An 18,023-nucleotide genomic window follows, 5' to 3' on the forward strand; every position below is an offset into this window, starting at 1 on the left:
CACCGCTCCCACTGTCCAGTGTGCGCGGTGCCCCGATGTTCAGTTGTGGTGCTACTGGGCTGTTCGGTACGTAACTACTTCAGACCAGGGTAGAGCGGGTGCTTGTCCGCCAGCGCGGTGACCCGGGCCGCCAGCCCGTCGCGGTCGTAGGTCGGCTTCAGCGCGGCGGCGATGATGTCCGCCACCTCGGTGAAGTCCTCGGTGGTGAAGCCGCGGGTGGCCAGCGCCGGGGTGCCGATCCGCAGACCCGAGGTGACCATCGGGGGCCGCGGGTCGTTCGGGACGGCGTTGCGGTTGACCGTGATGCCGACCTCGTGGAGGCGGTCCTCGGCCTCCTGGCCGTTCAGCTCGGAGTTGCGCAGGTCGACGAGGACCAGGTGGACGTCCGTGCCACCGGACAGCACGGAGACGCCGTGCTCGGTGACGTCGGACTGCACCAGGCGCTCGGCCAGGATGCGGGCGCCGTCCAGGGTGCGCTGCTGGCGCTCCTTGAAGTCCTCGGTTGCCGCGATCTTGAAGGAGACGGCCTTGGCCGCGATGACGTGCTCCAGGGGGCCACCCTGCTGTCCCGGGAAGACCGCCGAGTTGATCTTCTTGGCGAGCTCCTGTGTGGACAGGATCACACCACCGCGCGGACCGCCGAGGGTCTTGTGCGTGGTGGTGGTGGTGACGTGGGCGTGCGGCACCGGGTTGGGGTGCAGCCCTGCGGCGACCAGCCCGGCGAAGTGCGCCATGTCGACCATCAGGTACGCGCCGACCTCGTCCGCGATGCGGCGGAAGGCGGCGAAGTCCAGCTGACGCGGGTACGCCGACCAGCCGGCCACGATGAGCTTGGGCTGGGACTCCTTGGCGAGGCGCTGGACCTCGTCCATGTCGACCTCGCCGGTGGCGTCGTCGACGTGGTACGCGACCACGTTGTAGAGCTTGCCGGAGAAATTGATCTTCATGCCGTGGGTCAGGTGCCCGCCATGGGCGAGGTTCAGGCCCATGATCGTGTCGCCCGGCTTGAGCAGCGCGAACATCGCGGCGGCGTTGGCCTGGGCGCCCGAGTGCGGCTGCACGTTCGCGTGCTCGGCGCCGAAGAGCGCCTTGACGCGGTCGATCGCGATCTGCTCGATCACATCGACGTGCTCGCAGCCGCCGTAGTAGCGGCGGCCGGGGTAGCCCTCGGCGTACTTGTTGGTGAGGACGGAGCCCTGGGCCTCCATGACGGCCACCGGAGCGAAGTTCTCCGAGGCGATCATTTCGAGGGTGGACTGCTGGCGGAGCAGCTCGGCGTCGACGGCGGCGGCGACGTCCGGGTCGAGCTCATGCAGGGGAGTGTCGAGAACAGTCATCACGGTCCCGTTCGAGTCGTCGGGGCTTCGGGCTTCGGTCTTAGTTGCCGGAGAGGGCGGTGTACTCGTCGGCGGTGAGCAGGTCGTCCGGCTCCTGCGTGACGCGCACCTTGAACAGCCAGCCGCCCTCGAACGGGGCGGAGTTCACCAGCGACGGGTCGTCGACGACATCCTGGTTGAACTCGGTGACCTCACCGGTCACCGGCGCGTACAGGTCGCTGACCGACTTGGTCGACTCCAGCTCACCGCAGGTCTCCCCCGCGGTCACCGCGTCGCCGACCTCGGGGAGCTGGGCATAGACGACGTCACCGAGCGCGTTGGCCGCGAACTCGGTGATGCCGATCGTCGCGACGCCGTCCTCGGCGGTCGCGAGCCACTCGTGCTCCTTGCTGTACCGCAGCTGCTGGGGGTTGCTCATGACCTGAATTCTCCTGTACGCGGGGGAGTGCTGAGGAACGGTGGTCTTGCTGGGTGAGACGCGCGTCTTGGACCGGCGGTCTACTTCTGGCGCTTGTAGAACGGCAGCGCGACGACCTCGTAGGGCTCGTGCGCGCCGCGGATGTCCACACCGACCCCGGGCGTGCCGGGCGCGGCGTGCGCCGGATCGACGTACGCGATGGCGATCGGCCTGCCCAGCGTCGGGGACGGGGCGCCCGAGGTGACCTCGCCGATGACCTTGCCGTCCGCGACGACCTGGTACCCGGCGCGCGGCACCCGGCGGCCCTCGGCGATCAGGCCGACGAGCTTGCGCGGCGGTGCGGTCTCGGCCCGCTCGGCGGCGGCCTCAAGAGCGGCGCGGCCGACGAAGTCGCCCTCCTTCTCGAACTTCACGACCCGGCCCAGACCCGCGTCGAACGGCGTCAGCGCGGTGGTCAGCTCGTGCCCGTACAGCGGCATGCCCGCTTCCAGCCGCAGCGTGTCGCGGCAGGACAGGCCGCAGGGGACGAGGCCGACGGGGGCGCCGGCCTCGGTCAGCGCCAGCCACAGCTCCTCGGCGTGCCGCGGATCGACGAACAGCTCGAAGCCGTCCTCGCCGGTGTAACCGGTGCGCGCGATGAGCGCCGGGACGCCCGCGACGGTGCCGGGCAGGCCCGCGTAGTACTTCAGCCCGTCCAGATCGGCGTCGGTCAGGGACTTCAGGACGCCGGGGGACTCCGGGCCCTGAACGGCGATCAGCGCGTACGCGTCACGGTCGTCACGTACGTCGGCCTCGAAGCCGGCGGCGCGGGCGGTCAGGGCGTCGAGCACCACCTGGGCGTTTCCCGCGTTGGCGACGACCATGTACTCGGTGTCGGCCAGCCGGTAGACGATCAGGTCGTCCAGGATCCCGCCGTCCTCCTGGCAGATCATGGTGTAGCGGGCGCGGCCGAGGCCGACCGTGCCGATGTTGCCGACCAGCGCGTGGTTCAGCAGGGCGGCGGCCTGCGGGCCTGTGACGGTGATCTCGCCCATGTGGGAGAGGTCGAAGAGACCGGCGTACGTGCGTACGGCGAGGTGCTCGTCGCGCTCACTGCCGTACCGCAGCGGCATGTCCCAGCCCGCGAAGTCGGTCATGGTCGCGCCCAGCGAGCGATGCAGCGCGTCGAGGGCGGTGAGACGGGGGACATTGCTCATGTGTGGGGCTCCCAGGGCATGACAGGCGAGGACACATCCTCCCCATCTGTCATCGGAACCTGAGAGGTTCACCACGACCGCACGTAAGTGTGGTCATGACTTGCACCTTGGGTGGAGCCGCCACGAAGGCGGCTCGCTTTTCAGATCTGCCTCGCCCGCGCGGTTCGGGGCCTGAGAGATTCAAGGGAGGAACTTGCTCCTTCGGCGTCCTGAGCGGCACCAGACGAACTGGGTGCTCCGGACTCTCCCGCGCGGATTCAAGCGGCCGTTATGGAGTTGGCGGGCACATCATTGCACGCATCGCGGGGAAGCGGGTCGGGCGGGCCGAAGCGGACCTCACCCGGCCGCATCCGCAAATGGCTTGTGGCGCATTACCTTTTCTTTACACTTCTTGGGCAAGGGTGGGGGACCCGACATGGGGGAGTGCGATGACGGTGCAGCAGCCTGGTGCGTATTACGCGACGAGCGCGGGGGTCGCGCGCGACGTGGTGCCCGCACAGCAGGCCGCGCCGGCCGGGGAGACGGCCCGTCGGCCCGTGTTCACCGTCCGTGATCTGCGCGGGCGTGCCGGCCGCAGCCCAGGGAGCCTGGTCTTCGCGGCGGGGGACGTGGTGGTCGTCTCCGGACTGCCGGGCAGCGGCAAAAGCACCCTGATCCGGCGCGCGGCGGCTGCCCGCCGCATCGACTCGCAGGATGTGCGCGAGCGATGGGAGCGCCGGATGCCGCGCCTCCTGCCGTACGCGCTCTACCGCCCCCTCGTCCGCGTCGCGCACTACGCCGGTCTGCGGCGCGCCCTGCGCTCCGGCGAGAGCGTCGTCGTGCACGACTGCGGCACGCTCGCATGGGTGCGGGGCTGGCTGTCGCGCGACGCCCGGCGCAGAGGCGCGGCGCTGCACCTGTTACTGCTCGACGTCACGCCCGAGGTGGCGCGGGCCGGGCAGCAGGAGCGTGGCCGTGGTGTCTCGGGTTACGCCTTCGCGCGCCACCGCCGGGCCGTGGCGCGGCTGGTGCGCGACGCGGAGGGCGGCACGCTGCCGGCCGGGTGCGCCTCGGCCGTACTGCTCGACCGGGCGGCGGCGACCGCGCTGACGGCCATCGACTTCGCGTAGTTGGTCCGAGCGGCGGTCGGGCCTCTCCGAACGGCGGCCCGACTCCGGCGACCGGACGGCGCGACCGGACAGCGCGACGGGACCCGGGCCGCATCGGGCACGCGGACCGGGTCCCGCCGTCGCACGGGCGCCCGTGGTCGCTAGACCGCGGGAAGAGCCGGTACGCCCGGCGCCGGCAGCGTCGGCACCGCCGGCACCGCCGGCAGCGGCACCGGCAGGGGCAGGGGCAGCTTCGTCAGCAGACCCAGGATCAGCGGGATCACCGCGGTGACCGTCCCGGTGACCGCGGCCAGGATCTTGGCCGGGTCGCCTGCCGTGACAGCCGCCACCAACTCGGTCACCTTCGCCTGGAGCGCCTTCAGCGCGTCGGCGACCGGGTCGGCCGCCGCGGCGCGGTCGGCCGACGAGCCACCCAGCCCCGGAACGGCCGGCACGCCGGGTGCGGCCGGGGCCGCGGGCGCCGCCCCGGTGATCGCTTTGGTCACCTTCTCCGCGAGCTCCTTGACCTTGGCCGGGTCGGGCTTCGCGGCGAGAGCCTCCTTGAGGAGGTCGCCGAGGGGGCCCACGAGACCCAGCTTGGACAGTACGTCCGCCTGCGCCAGCAGCGCCGCCGGGTCCGGTGCGGCGTTGCTCGCCACGGTGGACTCGGCGGATCGGTCCTGCACGGCTGCCGCGGCGGACGGACCGGCGAAGCCTATGGTGACGGCGCCACAGAGAGCGGAGGTGATCAGGAAGGTGGCAGGCCGGTTGAGTGCCATGCGAGAAATCCTTTTCGCTGTGGGGGGTGCGGTGTTCACGTCCGAGGACGCGTTGGTGCCACCCTCCGAGCGCCCGGCACACTCCGCAACTGGATGGCTACCAAACGTGTCAGACGGTTGGTGAGGGATGGCGTGCCGACCCGGCGGGCTAGGGTTCTCGCGCAGAAACGAGCACGGCCGCAACGAGCGCGGCCGTCGTGAGCACGGCTGTCGGCAGGGGTGGAGATGGAATTTCCGGCGCAGGCGCATCCGCATCCGCACGGGGGCGGCGGATGGCCCGGCAATGAACTCGAAGAGGTGCTCGCCGCCTCGATGGGCAATCCCGCGGCGGGCGCCCGGCTCGTCGAAGTGCTGGGCCGCAGTCAGGTTTGGGTGCCACTGCCGGCGGGCGGCGGCCCGCAGAGCCGTGACCTCGACCTGCCCACGATGGACATCGGCGGCGCCCCCTACGTCCCCGTCTTCAGCTCCGAGCAGCAGCTCAGGCAGTCCGCCGGGCCCCACATGGCCTTCACCGTCGCGCCCGCCCGCGAGTTCGCCCGCGGCCTCCCGCCGCAGCTCGGCATCGTGGTGAACCCGGACGGCGCGGTCGGCATGCCGCTGCCGCCGCCCGCCGTCGCCGAGCTCTGCCGGGCCGGCCGCTCCCCGCTGGACGGGCCGGCGAGCGGCGGTCGGGTCCGCCTCTTCGAGCCGGACTGGCAGCAGGAGCCGGTCGACTTCCTGGCCGCCGCGGCGGGCGAGTTCGAGGAGAGCGGCGTGGTGGTCACCGCCCGCCGCGCGCTCGCCAGCATCGAGGGCGACTCGCCGACGCTCTTCATCGGCGTACAGCTCTCCTCGTGGGAGGGCGCCGACCGCAACGCCCCGATGGACGCGCTGGGCCGGGCGCTCGGCCGGGTTCAGCTGCCCTGGGCGGTCAACCTCGTCCTGCTGGACGTCGCACAGGACCCGGTCGGCGACTGGATGCTGGAGAAGGTGCGGCCCTTCTACGTGCGCGAGCACCGGCAGGAGCACTGACGGCCTCGGGGGCAGTGGCGCGCGGGCTTCCGGCGCCCCCGAGGTTGCGGGCGTGCCCTGCCCGCGCGTCCGCCTCCTGCGTCAAGTCGGTGTCAGGACGGCCGTTTAAGCTGGTTTGATGGCCCCGCCACACGGGGGCGGTTGGCCGAACGGTGGATCGAAGAGGGGCGGGACCCAGGGTGAGCGCGTCAGGCACTGCGGCGGCCGGGCAGGTCGAGCACATGCTGCGCCAGGTGACGCCCGGGAGGTACGACGCGTACGAGGCGCTGCTGCGCGCCCTCGCGGACGGTCAGGTCTGGATGCTGCTCTGGCACGGACAGGCCGGCTCGCCCGACGCGCAGTACGGAAACATGGAGGTCGACGGCCTCGGCTACGCGCCGTGCGTAACCTCCGCCCAGGAGCTCGCCGCCAGCGGCTGGAGCCGGGCGTACGACGTCGTCACGGGGCGCGACATCGCCCGCGTGCTCTTCCCCGACCGCTGGGGGATCTGGCTCAATCCGCACGCTCCGGGCGGCGGTGTCGGCATCCCGTGGCTCGATCTGCGGCGCATCGCGAGCGGTCTTGAGCGCATGCCCGCAGGGCCGCTGCGGCTGTCCGAGCCGGCCATCGAGATCCCGCAGTTCTACGCGCAGCTCACGCAGAACGCCCACCGTACGCCCGCGGTCCGCTCGTTGCGCCGCGGCTGGGTGCAGCCCGCGCTCGGTGCGCCGTATCTGGCCATCGGGCTCGATCTCTACGACACGAGCCAGCAGTCGGTCGACGCGGTGCGCACGATGATGCAGCAGTCCATCGGTGTGGTCCCGGAGGGGCTGCCCGTGTCCACCGTCGCGATGGCGGACGACCACGACCCGGTCGCCATGTGGCTGCGCGCCAACACCCGCCCGTTCTACGACCGTGAGGCGCACGCCCCGCTCTCGCCGCAGGCCCCCGCGTCGGGCTACGGCTACCCCGCACCGCGCGCTTACTGATAGCCCAATAAAGCCGCGCATAACGGCTGTTGGGTGTCATGCCCGGTCTAGTGGTAAAGGCCGGTTCTGATCCGCTCAGCCGAGCGCCGCGTCCGCATAACGGAAAGCCCCGGGCCGCATCACGGTTGCGCATCCATTGTCCGTCAGGTCTGGCGGGTGATCGCGAAGGCGTTGAAGACTCCCCGCAATAGAAGCAGTCGGTCCTGTGCGGGATACGTGTGCAATTGCCACCGTGCCCCACACAGGATCACCTGAAACACCCGCACCACCTGCGCAATCTGCACCTGTGATGTGAACCAAGCCGCTACAGCGGCCGGTTAGGGCTGGTCACCGCCGGCCGAGAGGGGTCCCAGACACGATGACGGCACCATTGCCCGACACGACCGCGAAGACGGATGCGGTCGCTACCGTCGATGCCGCGACTGATGTCATGACCAAATCGGTCGAAGGCCGCTCACTGCGCCAGATCGCTTGGAACCGGCTCAAGCGTGACAAGCTCGCGCTGGCCGGCGGAGTCATTGTCGTCTTCCTGGTCCTGGTCGCGATCTTCGCTCCGCTGATCGTCGATCTCTTCGGGCACCCGCCGGAGCAGTTCCACCAGGACGAGATCGACCCGCTGTTCGGCACCCCCAAGGCGGCCTTCGGCGGCATGAGCTCCGAGTTCCTCCTGGGTGTCGAGCCCGGCAACGGACGCGACGTCTTCAGCCGGGTCGTCTACGGCGCCCGGATCTCGCTGCTCGTGGCGTTCCTCGCGGCCCTGGTGGCCGTGTTGCTCGGCACCGTGTTCGGCATCATCGCCGGCTACTTCGGCGGCTGGGTCGACATGGTCATCAGCCGCGTGATGGACATGCTGCTGGCCTTCCCGCAGCTGCTCTTCATCATCTCGCTGGTCTCGGTGCTGCCGAACGACCTGCTCGGGCTGACCGGCAGCGGGGTGCGCATCGCCATCCTGATCTCGGTGATCGGCTTCTTCGGCTGGCCCTATGTGGGACGAATCGTGCGAGGTCAGACACTGTCCTTGCGCGAGAAGGAGTACATCGAGGCGGCGCGGAGCCTGGGCGCGGGACGGCGTTACGTGCTCTTCAAGGAGCTGCTCCCGAACCTGGTCGCGCCCATCACCGTCTACACGACGCTGATGATCCCCACGAACATCCTCACCGAGGCGGCGCTCAGCTTCCTCGGGGCCGGAGTCAAGCCGCCGACCTCGTCCTGGGGTCAGATGCTCGACAAGTCCGTGGATACGTACGAGACCGATCCGATGTTCATGATCATCCCCGGTGTCGCGATCTTCGTGACCGTGCTCGCCTTCAACCTCTTCGGCGATGGCGTCCGCGATGCGCTCGACCCCAAGGGGACCCGCTGAGAACGCCCGCGGCGCCGTCCGTCGGCGCCGGTCCGGCCGTGCTCGACGGGCCGTACACCACTGAACGTGCCCCTGTCACAACTGTCAGGCGGCTCCCCGATGGTTCCCCGGCCCCAGGCCAAGGACCTCGCCAATCCGGAGGTTGCAGAAGCATGAAACCCCTACGTTCGTCGAAGAGCAGGCGTGTCGCCGGCGCGGCGGTTGTCGTTGCAGCCCTGATGTCCACCGCGGCCTGCGGTGGCGGCGGGTCCGACAGCGACAGCAGCGAGGGTGCCGGCTTCAACGCCGGAACCAAGAGCGTCGCTGCCAAGTCCGCCAAGAAGGGCGGCACGCTGAAGTTCATCGGTAAGCAGGACTTCGACTCGACCGACCCGCAGCGCCAGTACTACGGCTTCGCGTGGGACTTCTCCCGCTACTACGCGCGTCAGCTCATCAGCTACGCGCCCAAGCCGGGCGACGCGAGCGCCGAACTGGTCCCCGACCTCGCGACCGCCAACGGCAAGATCTCCGAGGACGGCAAGCGCTACGAGTACACGCTGCGTGACGGCGTCACCTGGGAGGACGGCTCGCCGATCACCTCCAAGGACGTCAAGTACGGCATCGAGCGCATCTGGGCCCAGGACGTCATCTCCGGCGGCCCCGGCTACCTGCGCCAGGCGCTCGACCCCAAGGAGACGTACAAGGGCCCGTACAAGGACAAGTCCGCGGACAAGCTCGGCCTGAAGGCGATCGAGACGCCCGACGACAAGACGATCATCTTCAACCTCGCCAAGGCCAACGGTGACTTCGAGCAGATGCTCGCGATGCCGACCGGCTCCCCGGTGAAGCGCGAGAAGGACACCGGCGCCAAGTACCCGCTGAAGCCGTTCTCCTCGGGCCCGTACAAGTTCGAGTCGTACACGCCCAAGAAGGGCGCCGTCCTCGTCCGCAACCCGAAGTGGTCGAAGGCCTCGGACTCGATCCGCGCCGCTCTGCCGGACAAGATCACGGTCACGATCAACACCAACATCGAGGCGATCGACAAGCTCCTCATCAAGGGCGAGTACGACGTCGACATGAACGGCACGGGCATGTCCCAGTCGGGCCGTACCGAGGCGCTCAAGCAGCACAAGGGCAACCTCGACAACATCGAGACCAGCTTCATCCGGTACGTCGACATCGCCACCAAGGTCGCGCCGTTCGACAAGGTCGACTGCCGCAAGGCGGTCCTGTACGCGGCCGACTACAAGTCGATGCAGGACGTCCGCGGCGGCCCGCAGGCCGGTGGCGAGATCGCGACCAACATGCTGCCCAAGTCCATCAAGGGCTCGGACGACTACGACCCGTACGGCATCCTCGCCCGCAAGGGCAAGCCGGACGTGGCCAAGGCCAAGGACGCGCTCAAGAAGTGCGGCAAGCCCGCCGGCTTCTCGACCGTGATCAGCGCCCGTAGCAACAACCCGGGCGAGGTCCAGGTCGCCGAGGCGCTCCAGGAGTCGCTGAAGGCCGTCGGCATCAAGGCCGAGGTCGACCCGATCGACGGCGCCGAGTCCTCCAGCATCACCGGTTCCCCCGCCGTCGTGAAGAAGCGCGGCTACGGCCTGGTCATGACCGGCTGGGGCCCCGACTTCCCGACCGGCCAGGGCTTCTCGCAGCCGCTGATCGATGGTCGCTTCATCGAGCCGAACGGCAACTACAACGTCTCCGAGACGAACGACCCGAAGATCAACGGTCTCTTCGACGACGCTCTCAAGGAGACCGACCCCGGCGCCGCCGGTGAGATCTACAAGAAGATCAACCACGCCACCTCGGACCTCGCCGTCCAGATGCCGTTCATCTACGAGAAGAACTTCACCTGGCGCAGCTCGCGTCTGACGAACGCCTACTCCTCCGCGGCCTACAACGGCCGTTACGACTTCGCCTCGCTCGGCGTCGTCAAGTAGCACCCAGCACAGACGAGTCACCCCCACCATCGCCCAACCCGCCAGTCCCGAAGGGCAGGTGATGGCCGCGGGCGGCGGTCCGGGACCCCCGTAATCCGGGGGCTTCCGGGCCGTCGCCGGGCCGCGCACAGTGCTTTCTTACGTCATCCGGCGCTTGTTCGCCGTCGCCATGATGCTGCTGGTCGTCACGCTGACGACCTTTGCCATCTTCTTCGTACTCCCGAAATGGGCCGGGTCCGACCCCGCGCTCCTGTTCGTCGGCAAGCAGTCGGACCCCGCGGCCATCGAGGGCATCCGGCAGAAGCTGGGGCTCGCCGATCCGGTCATGGTGCAGTTCTGGCACTTCGTCCAGGGACTGTTCGCCGGGCGGGAGTATGCCAACGGCCCGGATGTCACGCAGTGCCCCGCACCGTGCTTCGGCTACTCCTTCCGTACCGAGCAGGCCGTATGGCCCCAGCTCACCGAGGCCATCCCGGTCACACTCTCGCTCGCAGCGGGCGCGTGCATCCTGTGGCTGGTGGGCGGTGTCGCCACCGGCGTGGTGTCCGCGCTCAAGCGGGGCAGCCTGTGGGACCGCGCGGCCATGACCATCGCCCTGGCCGGCGTCTCGCTTCCCATCTACTTCACCGGTCTGCTCTCGCTGGCCATCTTCAGCTACCAGCTGGACTGGATCAGCGGTGAGTTCAAGTCGCTGGGCGACGATCCCGCCCAGTGGTTCCAGAGCCTGATCCTGCCCTGGATCACCCTCGCCTTCCTGTACGCGGCGATGTACGCCCGCCTCACGCGGGCCACCATGCTGGAGATCATGGGCGAGGACTACATCCGTACCGCCCGCGCCAAGGGCCTACGAGAACCGGTCGTCATCAGACGGCACGCGATGCGTTCCACCTGGACCCCGATCCTGACCCTGCTGGGCCTTGACCTGGGTGCGCTGCTCGGTGGCGCGATCCTCACCGAGACCACGTACAACCTGCCGGGACTCGGGCGGCTCGCGGTCGACGCGATCAGCCAGAAGGACCTGCCGGTGATCCTCGGAGTCACGCTGGTGGCCGCGCTGTTCATCGTCCTGGCCAGCCTCGTCGTGGACCTTCTGTACGCCGTCATCGACCCGCGAGTGAGGCTCGGATGACCGATCTCAACAAGCCCGCCCCCGCAGATCTCGCTGTGACGGGCACCGCGCTCGGCGAGCCCGCCGCGGTCGGCTCTCCCGCCCCCACCTCCTTCCTCGAAGTGCGGGACCTGAAGGTGCACTTCCCCACCGACGACGGTCTCGTCAAGTCGGTGGACGGCCTCTCGTTCCAGCTGGAGAAGGGCAAGACCCTCGGCATCGTGGGCGAGTCCGGCTCCGGCAAGTCGGTGACCTCGCTCGGCATCATGGGCCTGCACACCGTCGGCCAGTACGGCCGGCGCAAGGCGCAGATCTCCGGCGAGATCTGGCTGGACGGCAAGGAACTGCTCACCGCCGACCCGGACGACGTACGCAAGCTGCGCGGCCGGGAAATCTCGATGATCTTCCAGGACCCGCTGTCGGCGCTGCACCCGTACTACACGATCGGTTACCAGATCGTGGAGGCGTACCGCATCCACAACAAGGTCGACAAGAAGGCCGCCAAGCGGCGCGCCATCGAACTGCTCGACCGGGTCGGCATTCCGCAGCCCGACAAGCGCTTCGACGGCTATCCGCACGAGTTCTCCGGCGGCATGCGCCAGCGCGCGATGATCGCGATGGCGCTGGTCAACAACCCCGAGCTGCTCATCGCCGACGAGCCGACGACCGCCCTGGACGTCACCGTCCAGGCGCAGATCCTGGACCTGATCCGGGACCTGCAGAAGGAGTTCGGCTCGGCGGTCATCATCATCACCCACGACTTGGGTGTCGTCGCCGAGCTGTCCGACGACATCCTGGTGATGTACGGCGGCCGGTGCGTGGAGCGCGGCCCGGCGGAGAAGGTCTTCTACGAGCCCCAACACCCGTACACCTGGGGCCTGCTCGGCTCGATGCCGCGCATCGACCGGGACCAGACCGACCGCCTCATCCCGGTCAAGGGCTCGCCGCCCAGTCTGATCAACATCCCGAGCGGCTGCGCCTTCCACCCGCGCTGCCCCTACGCGGACGTGCCCAAGGGCGGGGTCACCCGCACCGAGCGGCCCGAGCTCACGGTACTGGCCGGACAGGAGGGCAAGCGGCACCACTCCGCCTGCCACATGTCGGCGGAGGACCGGACGCGGATCTGGACCGAAGAGATTGCGCCCAAGCTGTGAGCACTGCGTCTTCCCGGGGGACCACCCCCGGACCCCCGGCCGGAAAAGACCCCAAGGATCCAGCGATGCCCAATCCGGAGAAGGCCGCCTCGTCGCCTGAGCCGCTGCTCAGGGTGAGCGGGCTGGTGAAGCACTTCCCCATCAAGAAGGGGCTTCTCCAGCGCCAGGTCGGCGCCGTCCAGGCCGTCGACGGACTCGACTTCGACGTACGCCCCGGGGAGACCCTCGGCATCGTCGGTGAGTCGGGCTGCGGCAAGTCGACGATGGGCCGGCTGATCACCCGGCTGCTCGAACCGACCAGCGGGAAGATCGAGTTCGAGGGCCAGGACATCACCCACCTGGGCACCGCGAAGATGCGTCCGCTGCGTCGCGACGTACAGATGATCTTCCAGGACCCGTACTCCTCGCTGAACCCGCGCCACACGGTCGGCACGATCATCAGCGCGCCGTTCAGACTCCAGGGCATCGAGCCCACCGGCGGTGTGAAGAAGGAGGTCCAGGCACTCCTGGACCGCGTCGGGCTCAACCCCGAGCACTACAACCGCTATCCGCACGAGTTCTCCGGCGGCCAGCGCCAGCGCATCGGCATCGCCCGCGCGCTTGCGCTCAAGCCCAAGCTCGTCGTGGCGGACGAGCCGGTCTCGGCACTCGACGTGTCCATCCAGGCGCAGGTCGTGAACCTGCTGGACGACCTCCAGCAGGAGATGGGCCTGACCTATGTGATCATCGCGCACGACCTGTCGGTCATCCGGCATGTCTCGGACCGCATCGCGGTGATGTATCTCGGCAAGATCGTGGAGATCGCGGACCGCAAGGCGCTGTACGAGTCGCCGATGCACCCGTACTCCAAGGCGCTGCTGTCCGCCGTCCCGGTGCCGGACCCGCGCAGCAAGGGCAAACGTGAGCGCATTCTGCTCACGGGCGACGTGCCCTCGCCGATCTCGCCGCCCTCGGGCTGCCGGTTCCACACCCGGTGCTGGAAGGCGACCGAGGTGTGCAAGACCACGGAGCCGCCGCTGGTGGCGCTGAAGACCGGTCACCAGGTGGCCTGCCACCACCCGGAGAACGCGCCCGACCAGGTGCCGGAGTCCACGATTCTGGAGACCGCGCGCGAGGCGGTCGTGCTGGTCGACGCGACGCCTGCGGCGACCGTGAACGCGGAGGCCCCGGAGGGGGACGCCGAGGCTCCGGCCGCGGCTCCTGCCACCCCGGCCACCGAGGGCGACGCGACGCCGCCCGGGAGCACGAAGGACATCGGCAAGGAGTAGAGGCGGCACACTGAGCCGGTGTTCCACGAATTCTTCACGCCCTCCGTCCAGCACGCCCTCGACATCGTCGGGATCTTCGTCTTCGCGATCTCCGGCGCACTGCTCGCCGTGCGCAAGAACTTTGACGTCTTCGGCATCGCGGTACTCGCAGAGGTCACGGCGCTGGGCGGAGGGCTGTTCCGCGACCTGATCATCGGGGCCGTCCCGCCGGCGGCCTTCACCGATCTCGGGTACTTCACCACCCCGCTCATCGCGGCGGCCCTGGTCTTCTTCCTGCATCCCGAGGTGGAACGCATCCAGGGCTCGGTCCAGGCCTTCGACGCGGCGGGGCTCGGGCTGTTCTGCGTCACCGGCACCACCAAGGCGTACGACTACGGGCTCGGCCTCACCGCGTCCGCCGCGCTGGGTCTGGCGACCGCGGTCGGCGGTGGTGTACTGCGTGACGTACTCGCCAACGAAGTGCCCTCGCTGCTGCGCTGGGACCGCGACCTGTACGCCGTCCCGGCGATCGTCGGGGCCGCGATGGCCGCGCTGTGCATCCGCTTCGACATGCTCAACGCGGCGACCAGCGGGCTTGCCGTGATCACCGCCTTCGCTCTGCGGCTGCTCGCGCTGCACTACCACTGGCGGGCCCCGCGCGCCTGGAACCGGTCGTCGGCGAAGGCCGAGGAGCAAGAAAAAGCTACCGCTTAGTAGGGGCGCGGTGTAGCCTGCGTTCCATGGCACAGGCATCCATCGGGGACAGCGAGTTCGACCGCGACACCGCCGTTTCCCCGCGCTCACCGGGCGTCTACGACGCGGAGCTCTCCGCGGGCTGGACGATCATCCACGCGGTCAACGGCGGCTACCTCCTCGCGCTGCTCGGCCGCGCCCTCGGCGACGCCCTGCCGCACTCCGACCCGTTCACGGTCTCGGCGCACTACCTCACGCCGTCCGTGCCGGGCAAGGCGGTCGTCCGTACCGAGGTGGTCCGCTCCGGACGCACCCTCTCCACCGGCCAGGCCTCACTCTTCCAGTACGGCGACGACGGCGCCGAGGTCGAGAGGATCCGGGTGCTGGCCTCCTACGGCGACCTGGACGCCCTGCCCGACGACGTACGGACGACGGCCGAGCCGCCCCGCCTGCCGCCGTACGGGCAGTGCCTGGGCACCGGCGACGGCCCCGCCGTCATACCAGGCAGCTCGGCGATCACCGAGCGGCTCGACATCAGGCTGGACCCGGCCACCATCGGCTGGGCGGTCGGCGCACCCTCGGGCAAGGGCGAGATGCGCGGCTGGTTCGGCCTCGCCGACGGCCGCGACGCCGACCCGCTCTCGCTGCTGCTCACCGTCGACGCCCTGCCGCCGACCTCCTTCGAGCTGGGCCTCAAGGGCTGGACGCCGACCATCGAGCTCACCACCCACATCCGCTGCCGCCCGGCACCGGGCCCGCTGCGCGTCTCCATCACCACCCGCAACCTCGCGGGCGGCTTCCTGGAGGAGGACGCGGAGGTCTGGGACAGCGCGGACCGTCTCGTCGCCCAGTCACGGCAGTTGGCGCGGGCGCCGCGCGGCTGAGTGGGCGCGGGGAGGACCGGAGCGCACGGCCGCTCCTGCACGCCGAGCGCCGAGCGCCCCGTCGTCCGAAAGGAGACCGTCGGCGTCGAGCGTGTGCGCCTGGAGACCGACAAGGTCACCGAGGAGCGGGAAGTCTCCGAGGACGTCCGCAAGGAAGAGATCCAGTACGACACCGACGAGCGACCGGGCAAGGAGGGCCGCGGCGGCAAGCGCGGCCCCGGCCACTGACCCCGGCCTCACCTGCCACACCCGCCGCCGCCAGGACGGAATTCCGCCTCGGCGGCAGCGTCTTGCCGCCGCCGCCGGATTTTCGCGGAGGATGGCGCCGTGAAATCAGACCGGCTGCTCTCGATCCTGCTGCTGCTCCAGACCCGCGGTCTGGTCGCCGCCGCCGACCTCGCCGAGCGGCTCGAAGTGTCCGTGCGCACCATCTACCGCGACGTCGAGTCGCTGTCCGCCTCGGGCGTCCCGGTGTACGCGGAGCGCGGGCGGCACGGCGGGATCGCGCTGCTGCCCGGCTTCCGTACCGATGTGACGGGGCTGACCGGCGACGAGTCGCGGGCCCTGTTCGTGCTGGCCGCGCAGGGGGTGCACGCCGCACTCGGGCTCGATGAGGCGCTCGGCTCCGCGATGCGCAAGGTGCTGGTCGCACTGCCCGAACCGCACCGGCCCGCCGCCGAACTGACGAGCCGGCGCATCCTGATCGACCCGGTGCGCTGGCTGAGCGCGCCACAGCCCGCGGTCGACCTGGCCCAGTTGCACGCGGCGGTCTTCACGGACCGCCGGCTGCTGCTGCGCTACCGGCACAGCGGCGCGGACGAGGTGCGGACGTACACGGTCGATCCGTATGGGCTCGTGGTTAAGGCGGGCGTCTGGTACCTCGTCGCGGACCACGAGGCGCTGCCCCGGCTCTTCCGCGCCGACCGGGTGCGCGAGGCCACGCTCACCGACGCGGCGGCCGAGCGGCGGGCCGGGGTGGAGCTGGCCGACGTGTGGGAGACGCTGCGGCGCCGGGTGGAGGAACGCGCCGCCGGGGTGCGGGTGCGGGGCCGGGTGCGCCTGTCACGCCTGGAGCTGTTCGTACGGGTCCAGGCGGCGCACCTGGTGGCGGAGCCCGTGCTGGAGGGGGCGGGGGAGTGGGCGGGCGTCGAGCTGGCCTTCGGGTCGGTGCCGGAGGCGCGTGCGCTGCTGCTGGGCTTCGGGGCCAACGTGGAGGTGCTGTCCCCGCCCAAGCTGCGGGAGGAGCTGGCGCGCGCGGCGGAGGCGGTCGTGAGGCTGTACGGGGGCGGTGAGGGTGCCGGGGGCCCGGGCGGGGCCGGTGACGACGCGTATGCCCCCGGGGGCGGCGAGGGGGAGGGCGATGGTGTGTACGGCGGCGGGGCGGGGCCGGAGTTCGGCGGTGCGGGCGGCGATGCGTACGGCGAGGGCGGCGGCGGTGGCGATGCGTACGGCGCCGGTGACGGGTGGGACCCCGGGGCCGGTCCGGTCGGCGGCGGGTGGGGCGGCTGGGTTGGGCCGGCCGGTGGTGACGAGGACGGCTGGGGCGGCCCGGCGGCCGGCGGTCACCGCTGGGGCTGTCCCGCGGACGCGGGTGGCCATGGCTGGGGCGGGCCGGCCGGTGACGGGGGCCGCTGAGGCGGGCCGGTCCCGGGACTTCGAGCGGGTCAGTCGAGCCAGTGGCGGCGGCCGAGGCTGACCAGGCGCAGCTGGCGGCGGGCCAGTGAGGCGGCGGCCTCTGTCTGCCGCACGCCGCCCTCTTCCGCCTCCAGGAACGAGGAGGCCGTCATCACCATGTGGTCGACGTACACCTGCGCCAGCATCCGCAGATCGTCCTCGCTCCAGCCCGCGAAGCCGGGCGCCGCGGCCAGGGAGGCCGTCACCTCCTCGACGAAGAGCCGCAGTTGCTCGCCGATCGCCGTGCGCACCGGCTCGACACCGCCGTGCCGCTCGCGGGCGATGAAACGAACATGGGCGGGGTAGGCGTGCACATGGCGGGCGATGAGGCCGACGGTGCTGTCGATGCGCTCCTCGCTGTCACCGGTCGCTTCTAGCGCCGCGCGGATCATCCCGTGCAGGCTGCCCAGAGCCTCCTCGACCAACGCGACGCCGAGGTCGGCGGTGTCTCTGAAGTGCCGGTAGAACGCGGTGGGGGCCACTCCGACGGCCCGGGTCACCTCGCGCAGACCGAGGCTGCTGAGGCTCTGGTGTTCGAGCAGGACCAGCGCCGCGTCCATCAGGGACCGGCGGGTCTTCTGCTTCTGCGCCTGGCGGGCGCCGACGATGTGACTCATGACATTCAGTAAACAACCGTTCTCTGTTTATGGGAATACTAGACTGAGGAGTCAGTTAACAGTCGTACTCCCGACTCTGAGAGAGGCTCCCCATGATCATCCTCGTGGTCGCCCTGCTTCTGCTGGGGGCCGTGCTGGGACCGGTGGCCCACATTCCGCTTCCGGTGACCCTCGCCGCCGCCGCGGCCATCTGCGGCTGGCTGCTCGTGTTCACCGCCCGTGAGCGTCACGGGCGCCGCTCGACCCGAAGGAGCTGACCGCCGTGCGGACCATGGAACTCACCGCGTCCCCCCGACGCCTCACCGGCACCCGGGACGCCGACGGCATGGCCGTCGCCTCGTTCGTGCTCGGCCTCGTCGGACTTCTCGTGATGAACATCTTCCTGGGCCCCGCCGCCATCGCCCTGGCCGGCCTGGCCCTGTGGCGCGGCACCGGGCGCCGCGGACGCGCCCTGCTGGGCCTCGGTCTCGGCGTCGCCGACCTGGTTGTGCTCGCCGCCGTGATGTCCGCCGACGGCACCGTGTCGTGGAGCCTCGGCGGCTGAACGGTCCCTCCCGCGGCGGG

General features: G+C 70.2%; 18 protein-coding genes, 1 pseudogene and 2 riboswitches. Of the genes and pseudogenes, 14 read left to right on the forward strand and 5 right to left on the reverse strand.

Going from position 1 to position 18,023, the window contains the following annotated elements:
• Positions 1–74: 74 nt before the first annotated feature.
• The 3 genes from glyA to gcvT all read right to left on the reverse strand — a co-directional run bounded on the left by glyA (position 75) and on the right by gcvT (position 2,951).
• Positions 75–1,337 (reverse strand): serine hydroxymethyltransferase, encoded by a 1,263-nt coding sequence (gene glyA, locus ACLLJJ_RS29300; protein ID WP_434596882.1) that lies wholly within the window; start codon positions 1,335–1,337, stop codon positions 75–77.
• 40 nt (positions 1,338–1,377) lie between these two features.
• The gene (gene gcvH / locus ACLLJJ_RS29305) at positions 1,378–1,755 is read right to left on the reverse strand and encodes a glycine cleavage system protein GcvH (RefSeq protein WP_434596884.1); all 378 of its coding nucleotides are present in this window, start codon (positions 1,753–1,755) and stop codon (positions 1,378–1,380) included.
• Between the two features lie 80 nt (positions 1,756–1,835).
• A complete protein-coding gene (gene gcvT, locus ACLLJJ_RS29310) occupies positions 1,836–2,951 on the reverse strand; it encodes a glycine cleavage system aminomethyltransferase GcvT (RefSeq protein WP_434596887.1) in 1,116 nt (371 codons plus the stop codon).
• A 36-nt stretch (positions 2,952–2,987) separates the two neighbouring features.
• A riboswitch (glycine riboswitch) is annotated at positions 2,988–3,101 on the reverse strand.
• Positions 3,102–3,211, reverse strand: a riboswitch (glycine riboswitch).
• A gap of 168 nt (positions 3,212–3,379) precedes the next feature.
• Between gcvT and ACLLJJ_RS29315 the strand changes: the two genes are divergently transcribed.
• The gene (locus ACLLJJ_RS29315) at positions 3,380–4,060 is read left to right on the forward strand and encodes an AAA family ATPase (protein ID WP_434596889.1); all 681 of its coding nucleotides are present in this window, start codon (positions 3,380–3,382) and stop codon (positions 4,058–4,060) included.
• Positions 4,061–4,200: 140 nt separating this feature from the next.
• On the opposite strand, the gene ACLLJJ_RS29320 is transcribed toward ACLLJJ_RS29315, so the two are convergent.
• Positions 4,201–4,818, reverse strand: a complete 618-nt coding sequence (locus ACLLJJ_RS29320; protein ID WP_434596891.1) for a hypothetical protein — start codon at positions 4,816–4,818, stop codon at positions 4,201–4,203.
• A gap of 225 nt (positions 4,819–5,043) precedes the next feature.
• Between ACLLJJ_RS29320 and ACLLJJ_RS29325 the strand changes: the two genes are divergently transcribed.
• The 11 genes and pseudogenes from ACLLJJ_RS29325 to ACLLJJ_RS29375 form a co-directional block, all read left to right on the forward strand.
• Positions 5,044–5,829: an enhanced serine sensitivity protein SseB gene (locus ACLLJJ_RS29325; protein WP_434596893.1), complete on the forward strand. Its 786-nt coding sequence runs from the start codon at positions 5,044–5,046 to the stop codon at positions 5,827–5,829.
• Between the two features lie 179 nt (positions 5,830–6,008).
• Positions 6,009–6,797, forward strand: a complete 789-nt coding sequence (locus tag ACLLJJ_RS29330; RefSeq protein WP_434596895.1) for an enhanced serine sensitivity protein SseB C-terminal domain-containing protein — start codon at positions 6,009–6,011, stop codon at positions 6,795–6,797.
• A 358-nt stretch (positions 6,798–7,155) separates the two neighbouring features.
• On the forward strand, positions 7,156–8,160 hold the full coding sequence (locus ACLLJJ_RS29335) for an ABC transporter permease (RefSeq protein WP_434596897.1): 1,005 nt from the start codon (positions 7,156–7,158) through the stop codon (positions 8,158–8,160).
• 152 nt (positions 8,161–8,312) lie between these two features.
• Entirely contained in the window at positions 8,313–10,082 is a 1,770-nt protein-coding gene (locus tag ACLLJJ_RS29340; protein WP_434596899.1) for an ABC transporter substrate-binding protein, read from the forward strand.
• A 130-nt stretch (positions 10,083–10,212) separates the two neighbouring features.
• A complete protein-coding gene (locus ACLLJJ_RS29345) occupies positions 10,213–11,211 on the forward strand; it encodes an ABC transporter permease (protein WP_434596901.1) in 999 nt (332 codons plus the stop codon).
• The gene (locus ACLLJJ_RS29350; RefSeq protein WP_434596903.1) at positions 11,208–12,344 is read left to right on the forward strand and encodes an ABC transporter ATP-binding protein; all 1,137 of its coding nucleotides are present in this window, start codon (positions 11,208–11,210) and stop codon (positions 12,342–12,344) included. Before ACLLJJ_RS29345 ends, ACLLJJ_RS29350 begins: the two co-directional genes overlap by 4 nt.
• Positions 12,345–12,409: 65 nt before the next feature.
• Positions 12,410–13,612 carry an ABC transporter ATP-binding protein gene (locus ACLLJJ_RS29355; protein ID WP_434596905.1) on the forward strand — a complete coding sequence of 401 codons (1,203 nt, stop codon included), beginning with the start codon at positions 12,410–12,412 and terminating at the stop codon, positions 13,610–13,612.
• A gap of 18 nt (positions 13,613–13,630) precedes the next feature.
• The gene (locus tag ACLLJJ_RS29360; RefSeq protein ID WP_434596906.1) at positions 13,631–14,305 is read left to right on the forward strand and encodes a trimeric intracellular cation channel family protein; all 675 of its coding nucleotides are present in this window, start codon (positions 13,631–13,633) and stop codon (positions 14,303–14,305) included.
• 26 nt (positions 14,306–14,331) lie between these two features.
• A complete protein-coding gene (locus ACLLJJ_RS29365; protein WP_434596908.1) occupies positions 14,332–15,168 on the forward strand; it encodes a thioesterase family protein in 837 nt (278 codons plus the stop codon).
• Positions 15,169–15,396 (forward strand): DUF2382 domain-containing protein, encoded by a 228-nt coding sequence (locus tag ACLLJJ_RS29370; RefSeq protein WP_434596910.1) that lies wholly within the window; start codon positions 15,169–15,171, stop codon positions 15,394–15,396.
• 99 nt (positions 15,397–15,495) lie between these two features.
• Positions 15,496–16,449 (forward strand): annotated as a pseudogene (locus ACLLJJ_RS29375) (helix-turn-helix transcriptional regulator); the annotation flags it as partial.
• Between the two features lie 383 nt (positions 16,450–16,832).
• Here ACLLJJ_RS29375 and ACLLJJ_RS29380 read toward each other — a convergent pair.
• Positions 16,833–17,459 carry a TetR family transcriptional regulator gene (locus ACLLJJ_RS29380; protein ID WP_434596912.1) on the reverse strand — a complete coding sequence of 209 codons (627 nt, stop codon included), beginning with the start codon at positions 17,457–17,459 and terminating at the stop codon, positions 16,833–16,835.
• Between the two features lie 92 nt (positions 17,460–17,551).
• Between ACLLJJ_RS29380 and ACLLJJ_RS29385 the strand changes: the two genes are divergently transcribed.
• Entirely contained in the window at positions 17,552–17,716 is a 165-nt protein-coding gene (locus ACLLJJ_RS29385) for a hypothetical protein (RefSeq protein WP_434596914.1), read from the forward strand.
• Positions 17,717–17,730: 14 nt separating this feature from the next.
• Entirely contained in the window at positions 17,731–18,003 is a 273-nt protein-coding gene (locus ACLLJJ_RS29390; protein ID WP_434600556.1) for a DUF4190 domain-containing protein, read from the forward strand.
• The last annotated feature ends 20 nt before the right edge of the window (positions 18,004–18,023 follow it).

This window comes from Streptomyces sp. A5-4 (genome assembly GCF_051131715.1).
Lineage (GTDB): Bacteria > Actinomycetota > Actinomycetes > Streptomycetales > Streptomycetaceae > Streptomyces.